The 26623-nt window shown below is 51.4% G+C and carries 24 protein-coding genes and 1 other annotated feature; of the genes, 1 reads left to right on the top strand and 23 read right to left on the bottom strand.

Annotated elements, in window-relative coordinates:
- Nucleotides 1–11: 11 nt before the first annotated feature.
- The 5 genes from hemB to hemA are packed head-to-tail and all read right to left on the bottom strand — an operon-like array spanning nt 12 to nt 4895.
- On the bottom strand, nt 12–986 hold the full coding sequence (gene hemB / locus DSM465_RS0103580) for a porphobilinogen synthase (RefSeq protein ID WP_011887919.1): 975 nt from the start codon (nt 984–986) through the stop codon (nt 12–14).
- Nucleotides 987–1757, bottom strand: a complete 771-nt coding sequence (locus tag DSM465_RS0103575; protein ID WP_008881102.1) for a uroporphyrinogen-III synthase — start codon at nt 1755–1757, stop codon at nt 987–989.
- Nucleotides 1757–2686, bottom strand: coding sequence for a hydroxymethylbilane synthase (gene hemC, locus DSM465_RS0103570; RefSeq protein ID WP_008881103.1), 930 nt, complete (start codon nt 2684–2686; stop codon nt 1757–1759). The genes DSM465_RS0103575 and hemC overlap by 1 nt, the downstream gene beginning before the upstream one ends.
- A gap of 15 nt (nt 2687–2701) precedes the next feature.
- Entirely contained in the window at nt 2702–3517 is an 816-nt protein-coding gene (gene ccsA, locus DSM465_RS0103565) for a cytochrome c biogenesis protein (protein ID WP_029760644.1), read from the bottom strand.
- Between the two features lie 10 nt (nt 3518–3527).
- The gene (gene hemA / locus DSM465_RS0103560) at nt 3528–4895 is read right to left on the bottom strand and encodes a glutamyl-tRNA reductase (protein WP_011887920.1); all 1368 of its coding nucleotides are present in this window, start codon (nt 4893–4895) and stop codon (nt 3528–3530) included.
- Nucleotides 4896–5059: 164 nt separating this feature from the next.
- On the opposite strand from hemA, the gene DSM465_RS0103555 reads away from it, so the two are divergent.
- Nucleotides 5060–5545, top strand: coding sequence for a hypothetical protein (locus tag DSM465_RS0103555; protein ID WP_008881106.1), 486 nt, complete (start codon nt 5060–5062; stop codon nt 5543–5545).
- Between the two features lie 73 nt (nt 5546–5618).
- On the opposite strand, the gene yihA is transcribed toward DSM465_RS0103555, so the two are convergent.
- The 18 genes from yihA to rph all read right to left on the bottom strand — a co-directional run bounded on the left by yihA (nt 5619) and on the right by rph (nt 26419).
- Complete coding sequence (yihA, locus tag DSM465_RS0103550) at nt 5619–6206, bottom strand: ribosome biogenesis GTP-binding protein YihA/YsxC (protein ID WP_008881107.1); 588 nt, start codon at nt 6204–6206, stop codon at nt 5619–5621.
- Nucleotides 6203–8545 (bottom strand): endopeptidase La, encoded by a 2343-nt coding sequence (lon, locus tag DSM465_RS0103545; RefSeq protein WP_011887921.1) that lies wholly within the window; start codon nt 8543–8545, stop codon nt 6203–6205. Before lon ends, yihA begins: the two co-directional genes overlap by 4 nt.
- A gap of 112 nt (nt 8546–8657) precedes the next feature.
- A complete protein-coding gene (locus DSM465_RS19395; protein WP_155121012.1) occupies nt 8658–8801 on the bottom strand; it encodes a hypothetical protein in 144 nt (47 codons plus the stop codon).
- A 13-nt stretch (nt 8802–8814) separates the two neighbouring features.
- Complete coding sequence (gene lonB / locus DSM465_RS0103540; protein WP_008881109.1) at nt 8815–10491, bottom strand: ATP-dependent protease LonB; 1677 nt, start codon at nt 10489–10491, stop codon at nt 8815–8817.
- Nucleotides 10492–10631: 140 nt separating this feature from the next.
- On the bottom strand, nt 10632–11897 hold the full coding sequence (gene clpX / locus DSM465_RS0103535; RefSeq protein WP_011887922.1) for an ATP-dependent protease ATP-binding subunit ClpX: 1266 nt from the start codon (nt 11895–11897) through the stop codon (nt 10632–10634).
- Nucleotides 11898–12126: 229 nt separating this feature from the next.
- Nucleotides 12127–13413, bottom strand: coding sequence for a trigger factor (gene tig, locus DSM465_RS0103530; protein ID WP_029760643.1), 1287 nt, complete (start codon nt 13411–13413; stop codon nt 12127–12129).
- 165 nt (nt 13414–13578) lie between these two features.
- Nucleotides 13579–14562 (bottom strand): tetratricopeptide repeat protein, encoded by a 984-nt coding sequence (locus DSM465_RS0103525; protein WP_008881113.1) that lies wholly within the window; start codon nt 14560–14562, stop codon nt 13579–13581.
- 355 nt (nt 14563–14917) lie between these two features.
- Nucleotides 14918–15511 (bottom strand): 3-isopropylmalate dehydratase small subunit, encoded by a 594-nt coding sequence (gene leuD, locus DSM465_RS0103520; RefSeq protein WP_008881114.1) that lies wholly within the window; start codon nt 15509–15511, stop codon nt 14918–14920.
- 88 nt (nt 15512–15599) lie between these two features.
- Nucleotides 15600–17015 (bottom strand): 3-isopropylmalate dehydratase large subunit, encoded by a 1416-nt coding sequence (leuC, locus tag DSM465_RS0103515; RefSeq protein WP_008881115.1) that lies wholly within the window; start codon nt 17013–17015, stop codon nt 15600–15602.
- Between the two features lie 20 nt (nt 17016–17035).
- Nucleotides 17036–18151: a 3-isopropylmalate dehydrogenase gene (gene leuB, locus DSM465_RS0103510; protein WP_008881116.1), complete on the bottom strand. Its 1116-nt coding sequence runs from the start codon at nt 18149–18151 to the stop codon at nt 17036–17038.
- 16 nt (nt 18152–18167) lie between these two features.
- Complete coding sequence (locus DSM465_RS0103505; protein ID WP_008881117.1) at nt 18168–19715, bottom strand: 2-isopropylmalate synthase; 1548 nt, start codon at nt 19713–19715, stop codon at nt 18168–18170.
- Complete coding sequence (ilvC, locus tag DSM465_RS0103500; RefSeq protein ID WP_011887925.1) at nt 19702–20727, bottom strand: ketol-acid reductoisomerase; 1026 nt, start codon at nt 20725–20727, stop codon at nt 19702–19704. The genes DSM465_RS0103505 and ilvC overlap by 14 nt, the downstream gene beginning before the upstream one ends.
- Before the next feature lie 33 nt (nt 20728–20760).
- On the bottom strand, nt 20761–21279 hold the full coding sequence (ilvN, locus tag DSM465_RS0103495) for an acetolactate synthase small subunit (RefSeq protein WP_029760641.1): 519 nt from the start codon (nt 21277–21279) through the stop codon (nt 20761–20763).
- Entirely contained in the window at nt 21258–22991 is a 1734-nt protein-coding gene (ilvB, locus tag DSM465_RS0103490; RefSeq protein ID WP_029760640.1) for an acetolactate synthase large subunit, read from the bottom strand. Before ilvB ends, ilvN begins: the two co-directional genes overlap by 22 nt.
- Nucleotides 22992–23063: 72 nt before the next feature.
- Nucleotides 23064–23330: a binding site (T-box leader), on the bottom strand.
- Between the two features lie 22 nt (nt 23331–23352).
- A complete protein-coding gene (gene ilvE / locus DSM465_RS0103480) occupies nt 23353–24252 on the bottom strand; it encodes a branched-chain-amino-acid transaminase (protein ID WP_008881122.1) in 900 nt (299 codons plus the stop codon).
- A 282-nt stretch (nt 24253–24534) separates the two neighbouring features.
- Nucleotides 24535–25044 (bottom strand): metallophosphoesterase family protein, encoded by a 510-nt coding sequence (locus tag DSM465_RS0103475; protein ID WP_029760639.1) that lies wholly within the window; start codon nt 25042–25044, stop codon nt 24535–24537.
- The gene (locus DSM465_RS0103470; protein WP_029760638.1) at nt 25041–25655 is read right to left on the bottom strand and encodes an XTP/dITP diphosphatase; all 615 of its coding nucleotides are present in this window, start codon (nt 25653–25655) and stop codon (nt 25041–25043) included. The genes DSM465_RS0103475 and DSM465_RS0103470 overlap by 4 nt, the downstream gene beginning before the upstream one ends.
- On the bottom strand, nt 25652–26419 hold the full coding sequence (rph, locus tag DSM465_RS0103465) for a ribonuclease PH (protein ID WP_029760637.1): 768 nt from the start codon (nt 26417–26419) through the stop codon (nt 25652–25654). The genes DSM465_RS0103470 and rph overlap by 4 nt, the downstream gene beginning before the upstream one ends.
- Between the last annotated feature and the right edge of the window lie 204 nt (nt 26420–26623).

Here is a 26623-nt window from a genome sequence, read left to right as displayed (position 1 = left end):
CCGCCCCCTCTCTATTCAGCCAGCCAGCGAGCAACATCTTTCGCAAAATATGTGATGATTAAATCAGCGCCGGCTCGCTTCATTCCTGTCAGCATTTCCATCACAACTGATTTTTCGTCAATCCAACCGTTTTGCGCTGCCGCTTTCACCATCGAATACTCACCGCTCACGTTATAGGCAACAAGCGGAAGCGGAAACCGGTTTTTGATGTCGCGAATAATGTCCATATAGGCAAGCGCCGGTTTGACCATTAAGAAATCAGCGCCTTCTTTTATATCGGATTCTGCCTCGCGAAACGCCTCAAGACGATTGGCCGGATCCATTTGGTACGTTTTCCGGTCGCCAAATTGCGGTGCGCTGTCCGCTGCATCGCGGAACGGGCCGTAAAATGCCGAGGCGTACTTAATTGCATAGGACATGATCGGCACGTTCTCAAACCCCGCTTCATCAAGCCCATGGCGAATGGCGGCGACAAACCCGTCCATCATGTTCGACGGTGCGATGATGTCGGCACCAGCTTGCGCTTGGCTCACTGCCGTTTTGACGAGCAACTCGAGCGACGGGTCGTTGAGTACTTGCTCATTTTCGACGACGCCGCAATGACCGTGGCTCGTATATTCGCATAAACATGTATCGGCAATGACGACCATCTCCGAACGTTCAGCCTTGATTTGCCGGATTGCTCGCTGGACGATCCCAGTTTCGCAATACGCCTGCGAACCGACTTCATCTTTTTCGTCCGGCACACCAAACACCATGACCGCCCGGATGCCAAGCTTCGCGATTTCATCGATTTCTTCCGTTAGACGATCAAGCGATAAATGGTATACCCCAGGCATCGATGGCACTTCGCGGCGAATGCCGCTTCCTTCGACGACAAACAGCGGATAAATAAGATCATCAACGCGAAGATGCGTCTCGCGTACCATCGCCCGAATGGCGGCTGTTTGCCGCAGGCGACGATGGCGGTCAAATGACAATGACATTTATCGTCCCTCCGTGGAAAAATATTGTTCCATCGCTTTCATTATACCATCAGCCGTGTAATCAGCTGGACAAATATGTACTGCTATGCCTTCCTGCTCGGCTGCCTTTTTTGTCACCGGTCCGATGCAGGCGACGGTGACTCCGGAGAGAAGCTCGTTCGCTTCTCCGCCAAGAAGACGGGCAAGGCTGCGGACTGCTGATGGGCTCATCAAAGTGAGTACATCCAACTTCCGTTCGCGCAGCAGTGTCAACAACTGCTCTTCTCCGCTCGTATCCGGCATGGTGCGATACACAATAAACTCATCAACTGTTGCCCCAGCCTCTCTTAACGCCTCAGGCAGCGTCGGGCTCGCCAAGTCCCCCTTGACAAACAGCACCCGTTCGCCCTGTTTCAAGCGCGGTGCAAGCATGGCAGCGAGCCGTTCAGCGGTGAAATCATCCGGCACGAGCACCGGTGAAACACCGTACTCAGCGAGGGCAGCTGCCGTCTTCCGTCCGACGACAGCGATATTCGGCAACGGCCGCGACAACGAAACGTGCGGAAAAAAGAAGCGAATGGCGTTCGCGCTCGTCAAGACGAGCCATCGGTATTCCTCAAGCCGTTCGGCGAGCGCGGCAATCGCTTCCGGTGTCGCCGCTGGCCGGATAGCTATGAGTGGGATTTCGATCGGCACCGCACCAGCGTCGCGCAGCTTGGCGGAAAACGATGCCGCCTGCTCCTTGTCACGGGTTACAAGCACTGTCTTGCCAGCCAGCGCACGATTGGTCATTAGTTGCCCAGCTCCTTTTTTACGCGCTCGATCAGCTCTTTGGCCCCTTGCTCACTCAGGAGGGCAGCTGCCTGTCGGCCGACCTCTTCCGGATCAGCGCCAATGACGATTTCTTTGTATTTCTCTTTGCCGTCTGGGGAGGCAACAAGCGCAGTAAGATGCACCATTCCCTCCTTCACTTCCGCATAGCCGGCAATCGGCACTTGGCATCCACCTTCCATCTGCTGCAAAAAGGCGCGCTCCGCCCGAACTGCTCGTTCCGTCTGTTCATCATTCAGACGGCTCAGCCACTCGCGCAACTCCACATCATCTTCACGGCATTCGACAGCAAGCGCTCCTTGGCCAACCGCCGGGACGCACACATCCGGCGACAAATATTCGCTGATCACGTCATCGCTCCAGCCCATACGCGCCAAGCCGGCAGCCGCCAGCACGATGGCGTCATAATCTTCGTTTTTCAGCTTCGCCAGCCTTGTGTCAATGTTGCCGCGGATCCATTTGATCGTCACATCCGGCCGATAGGCGAGCAACTGTGCCGAGCGGCGCAGACTGCTCGTACCGATGACCGCCCCGCTTGGCAAATCGGAAAGCGACAGATTCCCCTTGCTGACGAGCACATCACGCACATCCTCACGCCGCGGAACCGAGCCGATCACCAATCCGCTCGGCAGTACTGCCGGCATGTCTTTCATACTGTGGACGGCCATATCGATGCCGCCGGTCAGCATTTCATGCTCAATTTCTTTCACAAACAGCCCTTTGCCTCCTACTTTGGAGAGCGTGACATCGAGCACGCGATCTCCTTTCGTGACGATTTCTTTTACCTCAAACGTAAACGGCGCCCCGAGCCGCTTCAATTCGTTAATGACCCAGTTCGTCTGAGTCAAAGCAAGCTTGCTGCGCCGCGAGCCAACGACGATGTTTCGCATTTCGCTCCTCCTCAATTACGCATACCAAAAATGGAATTCTGACAAACTGCCAAACAAGAAAAAGTTGATAAGCAAAAATAAAAATGAACCGATATTCCATAGCGCGATCGTCTTCCCTTGCACCTGTCGGACGATCCGTTTGTAAAAATAGACGCCATAAACGAGAAGAACGACAAATGATCCAAGCACTTTCGCGTCATACCAATGGAAATAATCGATTTGAATATACGCCCAAATCATACCGAGAATAAGCCCTAATAACAACATAGGCAAACCGAGCAAATTTAAAACATACGACGAAAAATCGAGCTTCGACAAATCAGCCATCCGCCAAAGACGAGCGTTCCACTTTTTCTTTTTCAACAGACTGTATTGCAACATGTAAAGCACCGAGAAAAGAAATGACAGTGTAAACGCTGCATATGCCCCGAAGGAAAGGGTAATATGGATGACCAGCAGTTCGGAGACAAGCCGTTTGGCGACAGCCGGCGATTGCGAGGACGGCACGAACGTATGAATGGCCAAAATAAAAAAAGCGAGTACGTTCGTAAAAAAGACGATAAAATCAACACGCAACAGCCGGTTGATGACAAGCGACAGCGTGATAAGCAGCCAGGCGTAAAAATAAAGCCCTTCCGACATCGTTAAAATCGGAAAGCGCTTTGTTTCCATGATGCGGAAGGCGAATGTCAATGTTTGCAACAGCCAAACGACAGAAAGCAACCAGAAGGCGGTTTCATTCGCCTTCCGGTTTTGCTGCAAAAAATCGATAAAATAGAAAAAAATCGAAGCAATGTAGAGCAAAATAGACAGTTCATACAACGCCACCATCTATCCCACCTTACAGCTGCCATGATGGGCGGGCGGCGCGAACCGCTTCCGCTTGCTGTTCATCCCTCAACTGCACTTCTGCTCGCTGCGCGCTCCGTTGCTCTGCTTTGACTGCATCTTCGATATTAAAAATTTTCATAAACAGCTGAAGCGCTTCGTCAGCGTTCGGACCAGCGGCAAGTTCCTTCACCTGCAAAATCGGGTCGCGGAGCAGCTGGTTAATAATGCTTTTCGTATGTTTGTTCAACACTTTCCGATCGCGCTCCGACAAATGCGGCAACTTTCGCTCCAAGCTTTTCATCGTTTCCGCCTGAATGGCGAGCGCTTTTTCCCGCAGCGCCGCGATGACTGGCACAACGCCGAGCGTCTGCAACCATTGGCCAAACGCCACTAGCTCCCCTTCAATCATCTCCTCAATGAGGGCGGCAGCTTTTTGCCGTTCCGCCAAATTCGCTGCGACGACGTCTTGCAAGTCATCAATGTCGTACAAAAAGACCGTCTCTAGTTCAGCGAGCGCCGGGTCTAAATCGCGCGGCACGGCAATATCGACCATAAACAACGGGCGGCCTTTACGCATTTTCTCAAGCGGAGCCATCTCCTCTTTCGTTAACATGTAGCCTTTCGCTCCCGTCGAGCTGATGACGATATCCGCTTCAAGCAGCGCACATGACAATTCGCCAAGCGACTTCGCCTCACCGTCAAACTGCGCCGCGAGCTGCTTCGCTTTTTCAAGCGTCCGGTTGACGACGGTCACTTTACCGACACCGTTGCCGTACAAGTTTTGCGCCGCCAACGTCCCCATTTTGCCGGCACCGATAATCAAAACATGCTTGCCGTTGAGATGGCCGAAAATTTTCTTCGCCAACTCGACAGCTGCATAACTGACCGACACGGCATGCGCACCGATCCCGGTTTCCGAATGGGCGCGTTTGGCAAACGTCACTGCCTGTTTAAACAGGTGGTTCAAAATCGTGCCGCTCGTTCCAATCTCTTGAGCGAGCAAATAGCTCCCTTTCACTTGTCCTAAAATTTGCGTTTCTCCAAGCACCATGGAGTCAAGGCCGGCTGCTACGCGGAACAAATGCCCCGCGGCCGCTTCCCCTTCGAGCACGCGCAAATACGGGGCGATCGCCTCCGCTTCGATGTCAAACCATTCGGCTAAAAATGCTTTTATATAGTAACGGCCGGTATGCAGTTGATCGACGACCGCGTAAATTTCCGTCCGATTGCATGTGGAAACGATGACGTTTTCGAGGATGCTTTTTTGCTTGGCGAGCTGTTTCATCGCCTCGCCGAGCTCTGCCTCACCAAACGCCAACTTTTCACGAATTTCTACAGGGGCAGTTTTATAATTGACGCCAACTACGATGATCTGCACGGTGCAATCCCCCCTTCTTAGCCCAATCCCTTCCACTATTATACCATAAACGTCTATCATTCCGATTTGAAAAAATTGTGAACATCCCTCACGAGCTATGTTAAACTGTATACAGTGAACATTCTATCATAAACATGTCTAAATGGGAAACGGGGGGCACGATCGTGAAAAACAGAGCTGCTTTCTCCGGCATATTGTTCATCGGCCTCGGATTATATTTTCTTGCCGGACAGTTAGCCATTCCATTGCTCCGCTTCCTTCAAGGATGGCCGGCTTTGCTCGCCATTTGCGGCGCCGCCTTGCTTGGGCAGGCGTATTCGGCGCGCGAGTACCATTATGTTTTCCCGGGCTTTCTTTTGCTCGGCTTCGGTGTTGAGCTTTTGCTTGCCAGTGCCTTTCCGTCTTGGCCCCATGGCACAAACATCTTTTTTTTCATCATTGCACTCTCTTTTTTCGCCAGCAGTCGCAAGCAAAAAAGCGGAGCCGGCTTCGGCGCATTTTTTTTGCTTCTTGCTATTGTGCTGTCGTTTTCCGACCGCGGCCAGCCGCTGTTCCATCTCGTCCAAACCGGCCTTTCTTCCATCTGGAAGTTTTGGCCGCTCGGACTCATCGCCATCGGCATTTACGTATTATGGGCCAAACGGAGGTAGTTGGAGGTGAACAAAAGGTGTCTCGAAGGATCGAGACACCTTTTTCATCACCAAATATGAGAACACTTTTTTATCACTCGGTCAAAAACGGCAAGAGCGCCGCCCACGCTTCCTCTTTTCCTTGCCCGGTCTCGGAGGAAAACAAAATGAGGGAGTCACCGGCTGCCAGACGCAACGTTTCGCGTGCGATTTTCGCATGCTTTTGCTGCTTGCCACGCGGGACTTTATCCGCTTTCGTCGCAATGACGATCACAGGAATCTCGTAATGTTTGAAAAACTCATACATCATGACATCGTCTTTGGTTGGCGGGTGGCGCAAATCGACAAGCAACAGCGCCGCTTTGAGCGTCTCGCGCGTCGTGAAATACGTCTCCATCATTTTTCCCCATTTTTGCCGCTCCTGCTTCGACACGCGGGCAAAACCATAGCCAGGCACGTCTACAAAGTAAAACGAATCGTTAATCAAATAAAAGTTCAACGTCTGCGTTTTCCCTGGCTTTGATGAGGTGCGCGCCAAGTTCTTCCGATTGATCATTTTGTTGATAAATGACGATTTGCCGACGTTTGAGCGACCAGCAAGCGCCACTTCCGGCCGCCCACTATCCGGATATTGCTCGGGTTTGACAGCACTGATGACGAGCTCTGCTTTTGTGATGTTCATCGTTCCCACCCCACCAACGCATGTGGCAGCACCTCATCGAGATGGGAGACGAGCACAAAGCGCAAGTCGCGCTTTACTGTATCCGGAATGTCGGCCAAATCTTTTTCATTATCTTTCGGTAAAATGACCGTTTTCAGTCCGGCGCGGTGGGCGCTTAGCGTTTTCTCTTTTAAGCCGCCGATCGGGAGCACACGGCCACGCAGCGTAATTTCCCCGGTCATACCGACAAACCGGCTGACCGGCTTACCTGTTAAAGCGGAAATGAGCGCAGTCGCGATCGTAATACCAGCAGACGGTCCGTCTTTTGGCACCGCTCCTTCTGGAACGTGAATATGGATATCGTACGTTTCATGAAATTTCGGGTCAATGCCGAGCTCCTCGGCGCGTGAACGCACATAGCTGAACGCTGCTTGTGCCGACTCTTTCATTACATCTCCGAGTTTTCCGGTCAAGACAAGTTTGCCGTTGCCTTTCGCAAGCGACACTTCGATGGCGAGCGTATCACCGCCAAACGCGGTATACGCAAGACCGGTGGCTACCCCAATTTGATCTTCTGCCTCCGCCTGACCATAGCGGTATTTTCGTTTCCCTAAAAATTCTTCGATATTATTTTGTGTAACCACAACCCGCTTTTTCTCCCCAGAGACGATGAGGCGAGCCGCTTTCCGGCAAATGGCGGCAAGTTGCCGTTCAAGCTCCCGAACGCCGGCTTCGCGCGTATAATGACGGATGATATCCAACATCGCATCATCCCGAACCTGGAGCGCTGCCTTTTTCAGTCCATGCTCCGCCAGCTGCTTCGGCAGCAAATGCCGTTTGGCGATATGCAGCTTTTCGACCTCTGTATAGCCTGGAATGTGAATGATTTCCATCCGGTCCAACAACGGCTGCGGAATCGTCGCCAAATTGTTAGCGGTAGCGATAAACATTACTTTCGATAAATCGTACGGCTCTTCGATATAATGATCGCTGAACGTATGGTTTTGTTCCGGATCGAGCACCTCAAGCATAGCCGCGGATGGGTCGCCACGGAAATCGCTTGACATTTTGTCGATCTCATCAAGCAAAAAGACCGGATTGATCGTGCCTGCTTTTTTCATGCCTTGAATGATGCGACCCGGCATCGCTCCAACGTACGTGCGACGATGGCCGCGAATTTCCGATTCGTCGCGCACGCCGCCAAGCGACATGCGAACGAAACGACGGCCGAGTGCTTTGGCAATCGAGCGGGCAAGCGATGTTTTTCCGACCCCCGGCGGTCCGGCAAGGCAAAGAATCGGTCCTTTTAACGATTGGGTCAACTGCTGCACGGACAAAAATTCAAGCACCCGCTCTTTCACCTTATCAAGCCCGTAATGCTCCTCGTTTAAAATCGTTTCCGCGCGTTTAATATCGTGGATGTCTTTCGTTTCTTTTGACCATGGCAAAGCAATGAGCCAGTCTAAGTAGTTGCGAATGACCGCACTTTCTGCTGATGTTGCCGGAATTTTTTCATAGCGGTCGAGCTCCTTGAGGGCCGTCTCTTTCACATGTTCTGGCATGCCGGCTGCCTCGATTTTCTCTTTGAGCGCCTCGACTTCACCCGTTTTTCCTTCCTTTTCACCGAGCTCTTTTTGAATGGCTTTCATTTGCTCGCGCAAATAATACTCTTTTTGCGTCCGCTCCATTGACTGTTTGACGCGAGCGCTAATTTTTTTCTCGAGCTGAAGCACTTCTTTCTCGTTGTGCAAAATTTGAATAATTTTATTCAGCCGTTCTTTCACATCGATCGTTTCTAAAATACGCTGTTTTTCTTCGAGCTTAAGCGGCAAATGCGAAGCGATAATATCGGCCATCCGCCCCGGCTCATCAATGTCGACAATCGAGGCATAAATGTCCGCCGACAGCCGCTTGGATAAATTTATGTATTGCTCAAAATATTCGAGCATCGTCCGCTTGAGCGCCTCATCTTCCAAGTCTTTCGATGCCCGATCGGCGAATTTTTCCACCTTGACGGAAAAATACGGCTCCTCGCTGACGACTTCGGTGATGAGCGCCCGGGCAATGCCTTCGACAAGCACACGGAACGTGCCGTTCGGCAATTTTAACAACTGCTTAACGCGCGCAATCGTCCCCATTTTATATAAGTCGTCCATGTCCGGTTCGTCGATGGCGACATCTTTTTGCGATGTCAGCAAAATGATATGGTCCTCGACCATCGCCTGTTCGAGTGCTTTCACCGATTTCTCGCGCCCGACGTCCAAATGGAGTACCATCGTCGGAAACACAAGCAACCCCCGCAGCGGCAAAAGCGGAACGATCGTCTCCTTTTTCTTTCCGTTCACGCCGAACACCTCCATATCTCGCTTCTATTCGTTTATTGTATAGTACGACAGCCAGATTTGTAAAATTTGATGAATACCAAAGAGAACGGCATCTTATTTGCAGACAAAGAAAAATCGACTCCGGCGATCATCCGCTTGCGCCGAAGCCGTACACTGACAACTGGTAAAACCGTTGATCTGTCTCATAGTCGGCCGCACAATGCAGCGAGCCGTACACGAAACGGTATATTCCACAGCGGCAAAAACGGGCGGCTGCGCTCCTCTTTACCATCGCTCCCCCTTTGTTACACGAGCTTTTTCCCTGAACGATCGGCGGCAGCAGCCGGCAAAAATGCAGTGCCTCGACGGAGTGTTTCTTCACCGAACACGTGGATGAGCGCTTCTTCAAGGCGGCGGACAGCGATAATTTGAATACCGCTCACTTCCCGCAACAGCGATTGCATGTTTTCAATCGGAATAATGACTTTTTTCGCTCCGGCTTGCTTGGCCGCTTTAATTTTAGCAAACACGCCACCGACCGGTTTGACGTAGCCGTGGATGCTAATTTCTCCAGTCATTGCGACGGTATGATCGACCGGCAGCTGATAAATGGCCGAATAAATCCCAACCGCGATCGCCACCCCGGCTGAAGGACCGTCGACTGGCACACCGCCTGGAAAATTGACGTGAATATCGTAACGGTCCGCCGGTACCCCCATCGCACGAAGCACGGTAATCACGTTTTCCGCCGAGCCGCGCGCCATACTTTTGCGGCGCACCGATTTTTCCGGACTACCAATGCTTTCTTCCTCGACAATGCCGGTCACATTGATTGATCCTTTTCCTTTCGCTGGCAAGGCAGTCACTTCAATTTCGAGAAGCGCGCCGGTGTTCGGTCCGTATACCGCCAGCCCATTGACAACACCGACTGCCGGAGCGGATCCAATTTTCTTTTCATAGCGCGGAGCCATTTGGCTTGAGTGAATGACCCATTCAATATCTTTATCCAAAATTTTCTCCCGGTTTTCCGTAATGGCAAGCCCGGCCGCAATTTGCATCATGTTCACCGCTTCCCGACCGTTGCGCGCATAAGCGGCAAGGAGACGAATGCCGCTTTCGGAAACATTCAAGCGGATTTTTTCCGCTGCTTTTTTGGCGATCAAGGCGATTTCGTCTTGATCCAATTCGCGGAAAAACACTTCTAAACAACGGGAACGAATGGCCGGAGGAATCTCGTTTGGCGTTCGTGTTGTTGCACCGACAAGGCGAAAATCGGCCGGCAGCCCGTTTTGGAAAATGTCATGGATATGGCTTGGAATTTGTGGGTTTTCTTTGCTGTAATAGGCGCTTTCAAAAAACACTTTCCGATCCTCAAGCACTTTGAGCAGCTTGTTCATTTGGATGGGATGGAGTTCGCCAATTTCATCAATAAACAAAACGCCGCCATGAGCGTTCGTCACCGCCCCTTGTTTCGGCTGGGGGATACCGGCTTGTCCCATCGCCCCGGCCCCTTGGTAAATCGGGTCATGCACCGAGCCAATGAGCGGATCGGCGATGCCGCGCTCGTCAAAGCGCGCCGTCGTCGCATCGAGCTCAACAAATACAGCATTTTTCTTAAACGGGGAGAGCGGATTTTTCTTCGCTTCTTCAAGTACCAACCGGGCTGCGGCTGTTTTGCCGACGCCAGGTGGTCCATAAATGATGACATGTTGCGGGTTCGGCCCGCACAGTGCTGCTTTCAATGCCTTGATGCCGTCTTCCTGACCTACGATATCGTCAAAACTTTTCGGGCGTACTTTTTCGGCAAGCGGCTCAGTGAGTGAAATAGAGCGCAGCTTGCGGAGCTGCTCCATCTCTTTGCGCGATTCTTTATCAATCGATACTTTTTGCACACGCTGTCCTTTTAACAAATTCCAAAAATAAAGGCCGATGACGACCCCAAAAAACAACTGAATTACAAGCACGATATTCGTCCAATTCATGCCCCGATATCCTCCTGCCTTCAAGTAGTATGTAGTATAATAGTATCTCCGCGAATTGGCGGGAATAAACAAAAAAAGCGCCGACTGGCGCCTAGGGCATGCAACAAAAAAGAAACCGCCGTAAAAGGCGGTTTCCCTCATTAAGCGGACGTTTTCCGTTCGTGCTCGACCACCGTGCCGTCATGGCGAATGAGTTTCGGTGGTTTTTTGCCGCACACGGTATCGACAGTAATGATACATTTTTGCACATCTTCGCGCGACGGAAGCTCAAACATGACATCGAGCATAATGCCTTCGATGATCGAACGGAGACCGCGCGCTCCCGTTTTCCGTTCAATTGCTTTTTTCGCGATTTCACGGAGTGCGGCTTCTTCAAACTCAAGCTCAACGCCGTCAAGCTCGAGCATTTTTTTGTATTGCTTCACAATGGCGTTTTTCGGCTTCGTCAAAATATCAATCAACGCTTGTTCATCGAGCGGTTCAAGCGTAGTAATGACCGGCAGGCGGCCGATGAACTCCGGAATGAGACCAAACTTGAGCAAGTCTTCCGGCAACACTTTCGACAGCAAGTTTTTCTCATCAACGTCAGCTTGGTTCATTTCAGCACCAAACCCGATCACTTTTTTGCCGAGGCGGCGCTTGATGATCGGCTCAATTCCGTCAAACGCCCCGCCGCAAATAAACAAAATGTTCGTCGTATCAATTTGAATAAACTCTTGATGCGGATGTTTGCGGCCACCCTGCGGCGGAACGCTGGCGATCGTGCCTTCCAAAATTTTCAACAGGGCCTGCTGCACCCCTTCACCCGAAACATCGCGGGTAATGGAAGGGTTTTCCGACTTGCGGGCAATTTTATCGATTTCGTCGATGTAAATAATGCCTTTTTCTGCCCGTTCGACATCGTAGTCAGCCGCTTGAATAAGCTTCAGCAAAATGTTTTCGACGTCCTCGCCAACATAGCCCGCTTCCGTGAGCGATGTCGCATCAGCAATGGCAAACGGTACGTTTAAAATGCGTGCCAATGTTTGCGCCAAGAGCGTTTTCCCGCTTCCAGTCGGCCCGATCATCAAAATGTTGCTTTTCGACAGCTCTACATCGTCAATTTTGCTGCCGGAGTTAATCCGTTTATAATGATTATAAACGGCAACGGCAAGCGATTTTTTCGCCTCGTCCTGGCCGATGACGTATTCATCTAGAATTTCACGGATTTCCACCGGCTTTGGCACATCTTTAAACTCGAACTCTTCCTCATTGCCAAGCTCTTCTTCGACGATCTCCGTGCATAGCTCGATGCACTCATCGCAAATGTACACACCCGGCCCAGCGACCAACTTGCGCACTTGGTCTTGTGTTTTGCCACAAAACGAACATTTCAACTGCCCTTTTTCATCGTTAAATTTAAACATGTTATTCACCCCTTGTTAACGGAATCACGCCTGCGTTATGTATCGTGTGTCGCCATCCTTCGTTGCAAAAACGTATGTATTCGCTATTTTACCATAAGTGTTCCCGAAAAAGCGAATGAAAAAACTAAAATGTGTTAGAAAAGTTTGAAAACTCATCCTCCAATCGCCATTGATGAGATAAAGAACAAGGCACGAACGTTTCGCGCCTTGTTCCTTCCCTACTTCATTATTATGCCGCAACCGTGCTGTGCTCTACAAGAAAATCGACCGTTTTTCGCCATTTTAAATCTTCTTTGACGCCGTCGAGGTTGCCGATCAGCTCTTTTAACTTGTCAACGCTCAAGTTGTAGGATGCGGCCATTTTTTCGAGCTCTTCATTCACTTCTTCGTCAGTCACGTCGATATTTTCTGCTTTGGCGATCGCTTCAAGCGTCAGTGCTGCGCGCACCCGCTTTTCAGCATCTTCTTTCATTTGTTCACGCAACGCTGCTTCGTCCTGGCCGGAGAATTGATAGTACAACTGCAAGTTCATTCCTTGCATTTGCAGACGTTGGTCAAATTCGCGAAGCATCCGGTCAGTCTCATTTTGCACCATGACAGCCGGAATATCGATTTCCGCGTTGGCCGCTGCTTTCTCAACAACTGCGTTGCGAACGGCCGCTTCTGCCTCGTTCTTCTTCGCTTCTTCTAAACGAGTGCGGATTTTCGACTTCAGTTCGTCAAGCGTTTCGACTTCTTCATCGACATCTTTTGCGAATTCATCGTCAAGCGCCGGCAGTTGTTTCGCTTTCACTTCGTGTACTTTCACTTTGAACGTCGCCGGTTTGCCCGCCAGTTGTTCAGCATGATACTCTTCCAGGAAGGTGACTTGAATTTCTTTTTCTTCTCCCGCTTTCATGCCGACAAGCTGATCTTCAAACCCAGGAATGAACGTTCCGGAGCCGATTTCGAGCGAATAGTTTTCTGCTTTGCCACCTTCAAACGGTTCGCCGTCGACAAATCCTTCAAAGTCGATGACGGCCGTATCACCGTTTTCCACTGTCCCTTCTTCTTTGACGACCAGTTCAGCATAGTTTTCTTGCAGGCGCTTCAGCTCATTTTCGACATCTTCATCCGTTACCGTCGTATCGATTTTTTCAACCTCAAGTCCTTTGTATTGACCGAGTTTTACTTCCGGTTTAACAGTGACTTTCGCTTTAAAAATTAAGCTTTTGCCTTTTTCCATTTGCTCAATGTCGATTTCCGGCATCGATACCGGCTCAATACCTGCTTCTTCGACCGCTTTCGCATACGCTTCCGGCAGCAAAATGTCGAGCGCATCTTGATAGAGCGCTTCAACGCCAAAGCGTTTTTCAAACAAGACGCGCGGTACTTTCCCTTTACGGAAGCCCGGAAGCGAGACGTTTTTCACCACTTTTTTGAATGCGGCGTCCAAGCCTTTGTTCACTTGTTCAGCGTCGACCTCAACGGTCAATACGCCTTCGTTGCCTTCAAGCTTTTCCCATTTGACTGACATACTGTTCCCTCCACCTAAAATCATTGCTAGGATCATGGCGCAATCTGCTTGTCCATTATCCTTTTATTATGTCCATATTATGTAGCCAAGTATGCGAAAACAGATACATAGCACAGCCATTATATTATAACATACAAAAGCTATGTTTCAATACAGAACCATCCATTAGAGGTAGGAAAGTTTCTCTATTTCGTTCAACTTTTTGCAAAGCTTCGCCATCTCCTCCACCGCTACACCGTAGCGGGCAGCCAACATACTCATATCAGCGTCCATACCTTGAAGTCGGCTTGCCATCCAATGAAGGGCAGCAAGCCATACGTCGGCATCGGCCGGCTCTGGCGGGAACGGATACAAGATGTACGCATAGCGAAGCCATATTTCCGCCGCCGTTTCATACAAGCTCGGGCTCTCCGCCGTAAGTCGCTGCTCAAGCAGGCGCAACAGCGTTGAAGCGAATTCCGTTTCCGCCTGTTCGTTTAATGCAGATGGGACGACATCGATACGCTGGCCAAACTTCTCAACCGTCACTGTCTCATCAATCTGTTTCACCGTCAGAAGCCGAAGCAACATCGTTTTTGCTATCGGGCTTTTTTTCGGTTCACTTAAATATTGACTCAACAGTGACAGTACTGGAGCGATATCTTCTTTTTCCAGCTGTTTAATGAGCTGCATTTGCTCGGCGATATCCTCCGATTCAAGCAACCGTTTCACCCGCTTCCATTCCGCGGGCGGCAATGGGCGGACGTTCATTTTTTCACTGAATCGGAGCAGCTGGCGAAGCTGTTCACGCAATGAAACTGGCAGTGTCTGGCGACGCAAAGCGGAGCGGATGAACGTTTCCGCCTCCCGATATCGGTTCGTCTGTAACAGCAGGGCAACATACATTTGCAACAGTTCGCCATTGTTCGGTTGTTCATCAAGCAATGCGGCCAGGCGCCATTCCGCCTCATCGTAATCTCCCAGCTCGTAGCAGCAAACCGCAAGCCCGAGCCGGATCGGAAAGCTGCCGTCACCAAGCTGTTCGGCGGCACGCAAAAAACGGAGTGCTTCCTTGTACTGCTTCGCCTCGAGTGCTGTGAACGCCGCTTCGATCAGCCGTTCTTTCGTTTGTGGAAACATAATGATTTTTCCTTTTTTTCCGTTCCCCATCTTTGCCTGCTCCTATTTGCATTTACCACAAGTGTAGCAAGTTTTCCCTGGCGAAACAAGCCGCAGCAACATCATGACAGCCCACTCATCCCTCTACTGTTGGGTCAAAAACGGGGACTGACTGAAAGGGACGACTGTCTTCAAAAGAGGGAAGCTATAGCCTAAAAAAACTGACAAAAACCATTACTCCTTCCATCCATCATTTTTCTCTCTCAATGAGCGAAACGCCTTTTTTGCTCCGTCACCAGCTCTAAAAGAACGATTCAGCGCATGTATACAGTGATGAAAAAGGGTGTCCCTTTTCTTTTAGGACACCCTCAGTTCGCCTTACATTGCCGTTCCGAACGCCAAGCGCTTACGGCCGCGGACAATGTTTTTGCTCGTAGGCAGCAATATGCGATTCATATACAAACGTTAAATCAATTTCGTCCCAGCCTTTTAAGAGCAACTTCTTCCGGTACGGGTCGATGTCAAACGGGCGTGAAAACCCTTCGTCATCAAACACCCGCTGTTCTTCAAGCGAAACGGTCAGCTCGTAGTCAGCACGCTCGCTCTGTTGTAATAAATAGCGGACATCTTCCTGATCAAGCCGAATGGGCAGCAGTCCGTTTTTTAAGCAGTTATTGTAAAAGATATCGGCAAATGAAGGAGCAATGATCGCACGAAATCCATAATCCTGAAGCGCCCACGGGGCATGTTCGCGCGATGAACCACAGCCAAAATTGTCACCGGCGACCAAAATCGTTGCCCCTTCATTTTCCGGACGGTTGAGCTCAAACTCCGGATTCGGCGTACCATCGCTTAAATAGCGCCAGTCGTAAAACAGAAATTGGCCAAATCCGGTACGCTCGATCCGTTTTAAAAACTGTTTCGGAATGATTTGGTCGGTATCGATGTTCACACGGTCGATGCCAGCAGTTTTTCCGCGGTGAATCGTAAACGGCTTCATCGTCTCTCCCCTTCCATCAGATGTATCAGTCACCGTTCCAAAAGCGGATGGCCCTAAGGTGGGATGCTGCGGATTCAAGAAGCATCCCTTACCGGACCGGTTCAGCTTCGAGCTGACGCACATCGACAAAGCGGCCGTAAATGGCAGCGGCAGCAGCCATCGCCGGGCTGACAAGATGGGTGCGCGCTCCTTTTCCTTGACGCCCTTCAAAGTTGCGGTTCGACGTCGACGCACAATGCTCGCCTTCCGGAATGATGTCCGGGTTCATGCCCAAACAGGCGCTGCAGCCAGCATCGCGCCATTCAAAGCCGGCATCAAGGAAAATTTGCGCGAGTCCTTCTTCTTCAGCCTGTTTTTTTACTTGCTGCGACCCGGGTACAACAAGCGCTCTGACACCAGGAGCTACTTTTTGGCCCTTGACGATTTTCGCCGCTTCGCGCAAATCGCTGATGCGTGAGTTCGTACAGGAACCGATAAATACATGCTGCACCGGAATTTCGGTAATCGACATGCCCGGCTTCAGCCCCATATACTCAAGCGCCCGGCGCACCGCGTTTCGCTCTGTTTCGCTTTCAAACTGTTCCGGGTCGGGCACCGTTCCATCAACCGATGTGCTCATCGATGGGTTCGTGCCCCACGTTACCATCGGGGCAATGGTTGAGGCGTCAATTTCGATCGTTTTGTCATACTCGGCCCCTTCGTCGCTGGCAAGCGCACGCCACCGTTCAACCGCTTGGTCAAACTCCTCTCCTTTTGGTGCATATTTGCGTCCTCGCAAATAGGCAAATGTCGTTTCATCCGGACTGATGAGGCCGGCGCGCGCCCCGGCTTCGATCGACATGTTGCAAATCGTCATCCGCTCTTCCATCGACATCCGACGGATCGCCTCACCGGTAAACTCGATAATATAACCGGTGCCGACGCCGACGCCGTAGCGGCCAATGATAGCCAAAATGACGTCTTTCGCCGTCACTCCTTTGCCGAGCTGGCCGTTGATGCGGATTTGCAACGTTTTCGGTTTATGCTGCCAAAGCGTTTGTGTCGCCAATACGTGCTCGACTTCACTTGTTCCGATGCCAAACGCCAAGGCGCCAAACGCTCCGTGCGTCGATGTATGACTGTCGCCGCAGACGATCGTTTTTCCTGGCTGAGTCAAGCCAAGTTCCGGACCAATCACATGAACGATTCCTTGTTCTTCGCTGTGCAAGTCAGCAAGCGGGATGCCAAACTCGCGGCAGTTGCGCTCAAGCGCAGCGATTTGGTTGCGTGCCACTTCATCAGTAATGACAAACCGGTTGACAGTCGGCACGTTATGGTCCATCGTCGCAAACGTCAAATCTGGACGCCGAACTTTGCGCCCGTTTTGGCGCAGCCCTTCAAATGCCTGCGGCGATGTCACTTCATGCACTAAATGCAAATCGATATACAGCAAATCCGGCTTTCCTTCTTCTCGATAAACGACATGGTTTTCCCATATTTTCTCGATGATCGTTTTTGGTTTCATTTGCCTTCACCTCGCTCGTCTCATGCATAAACGGTCATGATTTGCGCGATCGCTGTATAGTCCAGTACAGCTGTTTTGATTTCCTCGATCATTTCATCTGTCGATACGACACGACCGTTGCTTTGCGCTAGATCAGCCGTTCGCAAGCCCGCAGTGAGCGCCTGCTGCACCGCATGCTCGATCGCTTCCGCCTCGGCGGTGAGCCCAAACGACAGGCGAAGCATCATGGCAGCCGACAAAATAGCAGCAATCGGATTCGCCTTTCGCATGCCAGCGATATCGGGCGCCGAACCGTGCACCGGCTCATACAAGCTCGGTCCGGAAGCCGACAAGCTAGCTGATGGCAACATCCCGAGCGAGCCGGACAACATCGATGCTTCATCGCTTAAAATGTCGCCAAACATATTTTCAGTGACGATCACGTCAAACTGCTTAGGCGCGCGGATCAGTTGCATCGCTGCATTGTCGACCAGCATATGTTCAAGCTCTACATCCGGGAATTGTTTAGCCACCTCTTCGGCCACTTCCCGCCATAAACGGCTTGAGGAGAGCACGTTCGCCTTATCGACCGATGTCACTTTTTTCTTCCGCCCACGTGCCAGCGTAAACGCCATGCGCACAATCCGTTCAATCTCTTCCTTTTTATATAAGAGTGTGTCAACGGCTTTTTCTTCCCCATTTTCAACAACGCGGCCGCTCGGTTGGCCGAAGTAAATGCCGCCGGTCAATTCACGAACGATGATAAAATCTACCCCTTGCACGAGATCGGATTTTAACGGCGAAGCGGAATCCAAACTGTCATAGCAGACGACCGGCCGCAAGTTCGCGTACAGCCCAAGCTGTTGACGGATAGCAAGCAACCCTTTTTCCGGGCGCAAGTGCGGAGGATTTTGGTCCCACTTCGGACCGCCGACCGCCCCAAGCAAGACAGCATCGCTTTGTTGGCAAAGGCGAAGCGTTTCTTCTGGAAGCGGCGTCCCTACTTCATCGATCGCCGCTCCGCCAATCAACCCGTATTCGAATGTAAACTCGTGGCCAAACCGGATTCCGACCGCTTTTAATACTTCCACCGCTCCAGACGTCACTTCTTTGCCGATACCATCTCCCGGCAAGACGGCAATCCGATAGTTTCCCATGCTCGATCCCCCCGTTTTATGGTGTTGTCACTTTTTCGTTTTCAGCACGCATCGCTTCGATCATAAACATGCGGTTCATCGCGTTAATGTACGCTTTAGCTGAAGCTTCCAACACATCTTGCGCCGTTCCGCGGCCGCTCGTTTCCACATCGTTGACGCGCACTTTGACAAACACTTGTGCTAGCGCATCACGGCCGCCTCCGACCGATTCAATCCGGTAATCTAACAGCGTCACCGCCGTTTGGAAACAGCGCTCCAATGTGTTGTACAACGCCTCGACGCTGCCAGCTCCAGTCGCTGCTTCTTGAATGGTGTTTCCTTTCCCATCTTTCAGTACAACAACTGCTGTCGGGATTTGATTTGTCCCGTATTGCACTTGAATCGATGACAATTGGTAGAAGTCTTTGAAATGGTCGAACTTCTCTTCGAAAATTAAAGCGATCAAATCGTCGTCCGTAACATCTTTCTTTTTGTCTGCCAACTCTTTAAAGCGGACGAACAGCTGGTTGATCTCTTCCTCTGATAGCGTATAGCCGAGCTCTTCGACCCGGTTGCGGAGCGCATGGCGCCCGGAATGTTTGCCAAGTACCATCGAATTCGACGACACACCGACGAGCTCTGGCGAGATGATTTCATACGTCGTTTTTTCTTTTAAAACGCCGTCTTGATGGATGCCTGATTCGTGAGCAAAAGCATTTTTGCCGACAACTGCTTTGTTCGGCGGAACGACCATGCCGGTCAGCTTGCTGACTAGATTGCTCGTGCGCTTAATTTCTTGCAAATTGAGACGCGTTTCCACTTGGTAATAGTCTTTGCGAATGTGAAGGGCGACGGCAATCTCCTCAAGCGCCGCGTTGCCGGCCCGCTCACCGATGCCGTTGATCGTGCATTCAACTTGCGTCGCCCCATGTTCGATGGCCGACAGTGAGTTGATGACCGCCATGCCTAAGTCGTCATGACAATGGGCGGACAAAGAAATGTTTTCAATATTCGGAACATTATTTCGTAAATAAAGGAAGATCTCCCCATACTCTTTTGGTGTAATATAGCCGACCGTATCCGGGATATTGATCACTGAAGCGCCGGCCTTGATCACTTCGGTCACGATTTTGGCTAAAAACGGAAGCTCGCTCCGACATGCATCTTCTGCCGACCATTGAACGATCGGGAAGAAGCGTTTGGCATATTTCACCGCTTCCACCGCCGCTTCAATCACTTGCTCCGGAGTCATCCGCAACTTGTGCACCATATGGATCGGCGAAGTGGCGATGAACAGATGCAACCGCGGTTCAGCGCCGCCTTTTAATGCCTCCCACGCTGCGTCAATATCACTTCGGACCGAGCGCGACAGCCCGGTGACCGAACATGTTCTCACCGTCTCAGCGATTTGTTTGACTGCTTCAAAATCGCCTTTGGACGAGGCGGGGAAGCCCGCCTCGATAATGTCGACTTGCAGACGCTCGAGCTGGCGGGCGATCTCCAATTTTTCTTGCAAGTTCAAGTTGACACCAGCCGATTGTTCCCCGTCGCGCAAGGTCGTATCAAAAAACTTAATTTTTCGCACCTGGCACCACCACCTCTTTTTGTTTTGCCTTCACAAACGGCATCATGCTCCGCAATTCGCGTCCGACGACCTCGATCAAATGCTCATTTTCGCGCTGGTTGATGGCGTTGAATTCTGGACGATTCGCCTGATTTTCTAAAATCCAGCCTTTTGCAAATTTGCCGGTTTGAATGTCATGCAAGATGTTTTTCATTTCTGCTTTTACTGCTTCGTTAATGACACGCGGTCCGGATGTAAAGTCACCCCATTGTGCCGTATCAGAAATCGAGTAGCGCATCCACGACAGTCCGCCCTCATAAAGGAGATCGACGATGAGCTTCATCTCATGCAAACATTCGAAATACGCGACTTCCGGCTGATATCCAGCTTCAACAAGCGTTTCAAATCCGGCTTTAATGAGTGCCGTCAATCCGCCGCAAAGTACCGCCTGTTCGCCGAATAAGTCAGTTTCTGTTTCTTCTTTGAACGTTGTCTCAAGCACTCCAGCCCGAGCGGCACCGATCGCTTTGGCATAGGCGAGCGCCGTTTCCTTGGCATGGCCGGTCACATCTTGGTAGACGGCGATGAGTGCTGGTACGCCCGCCCCTTCGACGTATGTGCGACGCACGAGGTGGCCTGGGCCTTTTGGTGCGACTAAAAAGACGTCAACGTGCTCCGGCGGGACGATTTGGCTGAAATGAATATTAAAGCCATGGGCGAAGACAAGCGCGTTGCCCGGTTTCAGTTCTGGTTCAATTTCTTCCTTGTAAACAGCGGGCTGCTTTTCATCTGGCAGCAGCACCATCACGATATCAGCTTTTTTCGACGCTTCACGCACCGAATATACATCAAAGCCGTCTTGTTCCGCTTGTTCCCATGATCTGCCTTTCCGCAATCCGATAATGACGTGAACACCGCTGTCACGCAAATTTTGCGCATGGGCATGGCCTTGCGAACCATAGCCGATGATAGCAACTGTTTTTCCTTGCAAGTATTGTTCGTTTGCATCTCCGTTATAGTAAACTTTTGCCATGATTACCCTCTCCTTTTATTAGTGTAATAATTGTTAAATGATGAATGCTGTTTTCTGATTGGATCCCGCTTTTTGCGCCCCGCGGGTAAACGCAGTCGTTCCGGTGCGTGCGACTTCTTTGATGCCGTACGGACGGAGCAGTTCGATTAACGCCTCGACTTTTTCCGGCTCGCCGGTCACTTGAATGACGAGGCTGTCTTTGCTCACATCCACGATCGAGGCACGGAACGGTTCGATGAGCGTATAAATGTCTTGGCGGGTCGCCGGGGCGGCCGCTACTTTTACGAGTGCCAGCTCTCGTGCGACGATGGCTTGGTCAGTAATGTCACTTACTTTTAGCACATCGATTTGCTTGTTTAGCTGCTTAATAATTTGCTCAGCGATCCGTTCATCATCAACATTGACGACGAACGTCATCCGCGATACCCCATCGATTTCCGTATGGCCGACGGTGATGCTTTCAATGTTGTAATGCCGCTTCGTAAACAGCCCGGTGATGCGATTTAATACGCCTGGACGGTTGTTGACGGTCATTGTGATAATTCTTCGCATGCTTTCACCCCCACCATTTCATGAAGCCCTTTTCCGGGCGCGACCATCGGATAGACGTTTTCGTCGGCGCAGACATGGAAGTCAAGCAGCACCGGACCGTCGATGGCAAATGCTTGTTTTAATACTTCGGCGGCTTCCGCTTCCGTCTTCGCCCGTAGCCCCGGCATGCCGTAAGCTTCGGCTAATTTCACGAAATCCGGCTGGTTCGGAATGAGTGAATGGGAGTACCGTTTGTCATAAAACAGTTCCTGCCATTGCCGCACCATGCCGAGCGCCTGGTTGTTGACGATGACGACTTTGATCGGCAGCTGCAGCTCTTGAATGACCGACAGCTCTTGGCATGTCATTTGGAAGCCACCGTCGCCGACGATCGAAACGACCGTGGCACTCCGGTCAGCAAGCTGGGCACCGATGGCCGCCGGAAGCCCGAAGCCCATTGTGCCGAGTCCCCCGGATGTGACCCAGCGGTTCGGCCGATTAAACTTGTAATATTGCGCCGCCCACATTTGATGTTGGCCGACATCGGTCGTGACGATCGCTTCGCCGCCCGTTACCTCATAAATCATCTCAATGAGCTTTTGCGGTTTGATCGCCCCGGCTTCCGGCTCGTAATGAAGCGGGAAGCGCCGCTTCCATTCATTAAGCTGCGCGAGCCATGCCGCGTTGTCAGCCGGTTTGCCTTGCTGTTCAATCAGCTCTTGCAAGGCCGCCTTCGCATCGCTGACGATCGGGATTTTCGTTGGTACGTTTTTGCCGATTTCCGCTGGATCGATGTCAATATGAGCGACCGTCGCCTTTGGTGCAAAATATTTTAAATTGCCGGTGACCCGGTCATCGAAGCGGGCGCCGATGTTAATAAGCAAGTCGCACTCATACAGCGCCATATTCGCCGCATACGTGCCGTGCATGCCGGCCATGCCAAGGAAAAGCGGATGATCAGCTGGGAAACCACCGAGGCCAAGGAGCGTATGGGCGACCGGAATGTTTTGTTGTTCTGCATATTGCTGCAATTCATCGGCTGCGTTGGCGTGCAAGACGCCGGCACCGGCTAAAATGACCGGCCGCTTCGACTGGCTGACCGCCTCGACGAGCCGGCGGATTTGCCAATGGTTTGGCTGCGTCGTCGGTTGATAACCTGGCAGATGGACATCTTGGTTGTAGTCAAATTCCCCTTCGGCGATCGTCACATCTTTTGGAATGTCAATCAACACCGGCCCTGGCCGCCCGGTCGTCGCAATATGAAACGCTTCTTTGATGATTTTCGGAAGTTCGCTGATGTCACGCACTTGGTAGTTATGTTTTGTGATCGGCATCGTAATCCCGACAACGTCTGCTTCCTGAAACGCATCCGAACCGATGACGTTCGTCGCCACTTGCCCGGTAAAGACAACGAGCGGCAGCGAATCCATCATCGCATCCGTCAGCCCTGTGACGATGTTTGTCGCTCCCGGGCCAGAAGTGGCGATGACAACCCCAGGTTTTCCGGAAATGCGCGCGTACCCTTCCGCCGCATGGATGGCGCCTTGCTCATGGCGCGTCAACACGTGAAACACACCGGCTTTGTACAGCTCGTCGTAAAGCGGCAACACCGCACCGCCCGGATAGCCGAAAATGACTTCGACATTTTCCGCCTTGAGCGCTTCAATCAACATCAGCGACCCGCTCATTCTCGCCTTCGTCTTCGCTTGTTCCTCCACCTTCATCTTTGCCATCGTCGATCCTCCCCGTTGTTTGTCATCCATAATAAAAAACCTTTTCCCCCTCCATGGCCGGCCTTACCCAGCCAAAGGGGCGAAAAGGTTTCCTTTCCGCGGTACCACCCTTCTTCACGGCCATTACGGCCGCCTCAGGAGCAGCTAGCCAAAGCCAGCCGCTCATTTTCGTAACGAGTGAAGCGCGCGTCTCCACCCGTCCAACCCTACTAGCCGTTTGGCGTTCAGGCTGGCGCTCAGAGGTGAGTTCATCAAGCGGCAACATCACCGGTTCCCAGCTCCCCCGGCTCTCTGTGGATGTTGGCCCCGCTGATTACTTGTCCTCATCAACGCTTTTTCCCTATGCAGTTGTCATTGTCTCTCAACCGACATTGGCTTTGGTCGGATATACTTTGACTCCTTCCGCGATCACGCGGCGCCGGAATTCTTCAAGAAGCCGCTTCGTATGCGGACCAGGTGTTCCATCGCCGATCGTCCGGCCGTCCACTTTAATGACGGAAATGACTTCAGCCGCCGTCCCGGTTAAAAACACCTCATCAGCGACATATACATCATGGCGGGTAAATGGCTCTTCTTTGACCGTATAGCCAAGCTCCTCAGCAATTTCGATAATCGCTTGGCGCGTAATGCCTTCAAGCGCTCCGACATATCCCGGAGGGGTGTAAACGACGCCATTTTTGACGATGAAGATGTTGTCCCCGGAACCTTCCGCTACATACCCTTGATCGTTTAAAATAAGAGCTTCACTAACATTGGCCAAATGCGCCTCAATCTTCACAAGAACATTGTTCAAATAGTTGAGCGACTTGACTTTTGGGCTCAACACGTCAGAGCGGTTGCGACGTGTCGCCACTGTCACGACTTCGATACCCGTTTCATATAAATGTTTCGGGAAGAGCGCCAGCGGCTCAACGATAATCACGACTTGCGGTGATTTGCATTTATACGGGTCAAGCCCCAAATCGCCAACCCCGCGCGAAACGACAAGGCGGATGTACGCATCTTGATATCCATTGCGACGGACGGTTTCGAGCACGTGGTTGATCATTTCATCTTTCGTGTATGGAATGTTCAGCATAATGGACTTAGCTGAGTTATACAGACGATCTATATGTTCTTCTAGGCGGAATACGTTGCCGCTATAGACGCGAATACCTTCAAACACGCCGTCCCCATACAAAAATCCATGATCATAAACTGATATTTTTGCGTTTTCTTTCGTTACAAATTCTCCGTTTAAAAAAATCCATTGTTCTCCCATTTCGGTTCCCCTCTTCCTTGATCAGTCAATGGTTGCTTTGAACGGCTTGATGATGAGTTTAAGTCGTTCCTCTTATTTGAAAATTATAATAATCCTAAACCTTCTTGGCGTCAATAATGTTTTTTGAAAATTTCGATTGGTCAAAATAATTGTATACGCTTACAATGTGATAGAATCAAGGGTTTGCTGATTTTAAAAAAATTTTTTCTTCTCGCAACAAATCGGGGGAGTTGGAGAGGAGGAAGGGGCACGAATGCATAAAAAAAGCGGACATTTGTCCGCCTAGAAGGAAAACGTTTGTGCCAAGCCGGGGATTGGATGACCCGTGACATCATAAAATTGAACAAAGGCCTGGTCTTTGTCAATCGTCAGCACCGCATATGTTTTTTCTTTTCTTCCCCGCGGCAAGGCGATGCTGCCGGGATTGATGAACAACACCCCATTGATTTGCTCAACACCGGCAAGGTGGGAGTGGCCGAAGCAAACGACGTTGGCTTCTGTTTCTTTCGCCCGGTAGTATAAACGTAAAAGCGACGTTTTCACGCCGTATAAATGGCCGTGGGTGACAAAGAAGCGGACGCCATCCGCCTCCTCGATCCGCTCATCGGGAAACGCGGCTTTCCAATCACAATTGCCGCGCACGACTACAAACGGAGCAAGCTCATCCGCTTCCGCCGGCAGCTCGGAATCACCGCAATGAATGAACAAATCCGCTTCATGGCGATGACGCGACACAATTTGAGCGAGTTCGGCAGTCAGCCCGTGGCTGTCACTGACAATGACGACGTTCATTCCGTCCGCCCCTTTTCGCCCATGATCTCGTCCCATTGCTCATTTAACTTCTCCAGCGCCTTCGCTCGATGGCTGATGGCATTTTTCTCTTCTGGCGTGAGCTCAGCCATCGTTTTCCCACGCTCCGGAAGATAAAAGACAGGGTCGTATCCAAAACCACCCTCCCCGCGCGGCGCTTCGGCGATATAGCCGTCACACGTTCCCTCGACGATGGCAGTCGGCTGCCCGGGAATGGCGACAGCCAACGCACAATGAAAGCGGGCGGTCCGTTTCTCCATCGGCACTCCGTCAAGCTCATGAAGCAGTTTGGCGATGTTGCGTGCATCATTTTTGTCTTCACCGGCGTAGCGGGCTGAATGAACACCCGGTCGGCCCCCGAGCGCATCGACGGCAAGTCCGGAATCATCAGCGATGACTGGCCGCTGCAAACGTTGGCATACCGCTTCAGCTTTTAATTTAGCATTTTCGACAAAGGTGCTTCCTGTTTCTTCGACATCGGGGACATCCGGAAAATCGAGCAGCGATTTCACTTCGATGCCTCGCTTGGCAAACATGGCGGCAAACTCACGCACCTTGCCTGCGTTTTTCGTGGCAATGACAATTTCCTTCACTCTGATTTCCCCTCCTGTTCTACTTTCTCTCCGATGAGGGCTGCCTGCTCCCCCAATACACGGCGCTGAATGGTGATGAGCTGTTCAATACCTAGTTGGGCCGTCTCGAGTAATTCCTCCAGCTCAGCGCGCGAAAAAGACGCTTCTTCCCCGGTGCCTTGAATTTCGACAAACCGGCCGGCTCCGGTCATGACGACGTTCATGTCGACTTTCGCCCGTGCGTCCTCGCTGTAATTTAAATCGAGAATAACCCCGTGTTCAGGATCGATGCCGACTGACGTGGCAGCGAGAAAATCGCGAACCGGGAGCGACTCAAGCTTCCCTTCTGCAACCAGTTTGGAGAGCGCCAACACGAGCGCCACATACGCACCAGTGATCGACGCCGTTCGTGTTCCACCGTCCGCCTGAATGACGTCACAGTCAATCCAGACGGTCCGCTCGCCGAGCTGTTCCAACTCAACGACCGAACGGAGCGCCCGGCCGATCAGACGCTGAATTTCCATCGTGCGTCCCGACACTTTCCCTTTGCTTGCTTCCCTCGCATTCCGTTGTTCTGTCGCTCTTGGCAACATCCCATATTCGGCCGTAATCCATCCTTTCCCGCCACCGCGCATAAACGGCGGCACTTTGTCTTCAACCGTCGCCGTGCAAATCACTCTCGTGTCGCCGATTTCAATCAGCACCGAGCCTTCAGCATGCTTGATATAATGCGGTTGTATATGTACAGGGCGCAGCTCGCGGTTATTTCGTCCGTCCGTTCTCATCGACAGTCCTCCTTTTTCCTCCTTGGATGGCTTCCGCTTGACGGCCAAGTGTCAGCCTGCTCCTTCAAGCGAATCCCAAGCGGTCCCAAACATCGTTCCTGCTTTTATCGCACTCCCTAGCAGAAGCTTCCACCGCTTTGATAAAAAATAAAGGGGCGGAATACGTTTCCACCCCTTTGTTATACCACAAACAGTCTCTTCGTT

It is taken from the genome of Geobacillus thermodenitrificans subsp. thermodenitrificans DSM 465 (assembly GCF_000496575.1).
GTDB classification, from domain to species: domain Bacteria; phylum Bacillota; class Bacilli; order Bacillales; family Anoxybacillaceae; genus Geobacillus; species Geobacillus thermodenitrificans.
The sequence above is the reverse complement of the archived record's forward strand: the minus strand, read 5'-3'. Positions and strand labels throughout refer to the sequence as shown.

What these genes read in the sequence shown, in the direction of transcription:
- hemB (WP_011887919.1), bottom strand. Translation starts at nt 986, where the DNA reads ATGTCATTGTCATTTGACCGCCATCGTCGCCTGCGGCAAACAGCCGCC.
- DSM465_RS0103575 (WP_008881102.1), bottom strand. Translation starts at nt 1,757, where the DNA reads ATGACCAATCGTGCGCTGGCTGGCAAGACAGTGCTTGTAACCCGTGAC.
- hemC (WP_008881103.1), bottom strand. Translation starts at nt 2,686, where the DNA reads ATGCGAAACATCGTCGTTGGCTCGCGGCGCAGCAAGCTTGCTTTGACT.
- ccsA (WP_029760644.1), bottom strand. Translation starts at nt 3,517, where the DNA reads ATGGTGGCGTTGTATGAACTGTCTATTTTGCTCTACATTGCTTCGATT.
- yihA (WP_008881107.1), bottom strand. Translation starts at nt 6,206, where the DNA reads ATGAACATCACAAAAGCAGAGCTCGTCATCAGTGCTGTCAAACCCGAG.
- lon (WP_011887921.1), bottom strand. Translation starts at nt 8,545, where the DNA reads ATGGAGGTGTTCGGCGTGAACGGAAAGAAAAAGGAGACGATCGTTCCG.
- DSM465_RS19395 (WP_155121012.1), bottom strand. Translation starts at nt 8,801, where the DNA reads ATGGTAAAGAGGAGCGCAGCCGCCCGTTTTTGCCGCTGTGGAATATAC.
- lonB (WP_008881109.1), bottom strand. Translation starts at nt 10,491, where the DNA reads ATGAATTGGACGAATATCGTGCTTGTAATTCAGTTGTTTTTTGGGGTC.
- clpX (WP_011887922.1), bottom strand. Translation starts at nt 11,897, where the DNA reads ATGTTTAAATTTAACGATGAAAAAGGGCAGTTGAAATGTTCGTTTTGT.
- tig (WP_029760643.1), bottom strand. Translation starts at nt 13,413, where the DNA reads ATGTCAGTCAAATGGGAAAAGCTTGAAGGCAACGAAGGCGTATTGACC.
- DSM465_RS0103525 (WP_008881113.1), bottom strand. Translation starts at nt 14,562, where the DNA reads ATGGGGAACGGAAAAAAAGGAAAAATCATTATGTTTCCACAAACGAAA.
- leuD (WP_008881114.1), bottom strand. Translation starts at nt 15,511, where the DNA reads ATGAAGCCGTTTACGATTCACCGCGGAAAAACTGCTGGCATCGACCGT.
- leuC (WP_008881115.1), bottom strand. Translation starts at nt 17,015, where the DNA reads ATGAAACCAAAAACGATCATCGAGAAAATATGGGAAAACCATGTCGTT.
- leuB (WP_008881116.1), bottom strand. Translation starts at nt 18,151, where the DNA reads ATGGGAAACTATCGGATTGCCGTCTTGCCGGGAGATGGTATCGGCAAA.
- ilvC (WP_011887925.1), bottom strand. Translation starts at nt 20,727, where the DNA reads ATGGCAAAAGTTTACTATAACGGAGATGCAAACGAACAATACTTGCAA.
- ilvN (WP_029760641.1), bottom strand. Translation starts at nt 21,279, where the DNA reads ATGCGAAGAATTATCACAATGACCGTCAACAACCGTCCAGGCGTATTA.
- ilvB (WP_029760640.1), bottom strand. Translation starts at nt 22,991, where the DNA reads ATGGCAAAGATGAAGGTGGAGGAACAAGCGAAGACGAAGGCGAGAATG.
- ilvE (WP_008881122.1), bottom strand. Translation starts at nt 24,252, where the DNA reads ATGGGAGAACAATGGATTTTTTTAAACGGAGAATTTGTAACGAAAGAA.
- DSM465_RS0103475 (WP_029760639.1), bottom strand. Translation starts at nt 25,044, where the DNA reads ATGAACGTCGTCATTGTCAGTGACAGCCACGGGCTGACTGCCGAACTC.
- rph (WP_029760637.1), bottom strand. Translation starts at nt 26,419, where the DNA reads ATGAGAACGGACGGACGAAATAACCGCGAGCTGCGCCCTGTACATATA.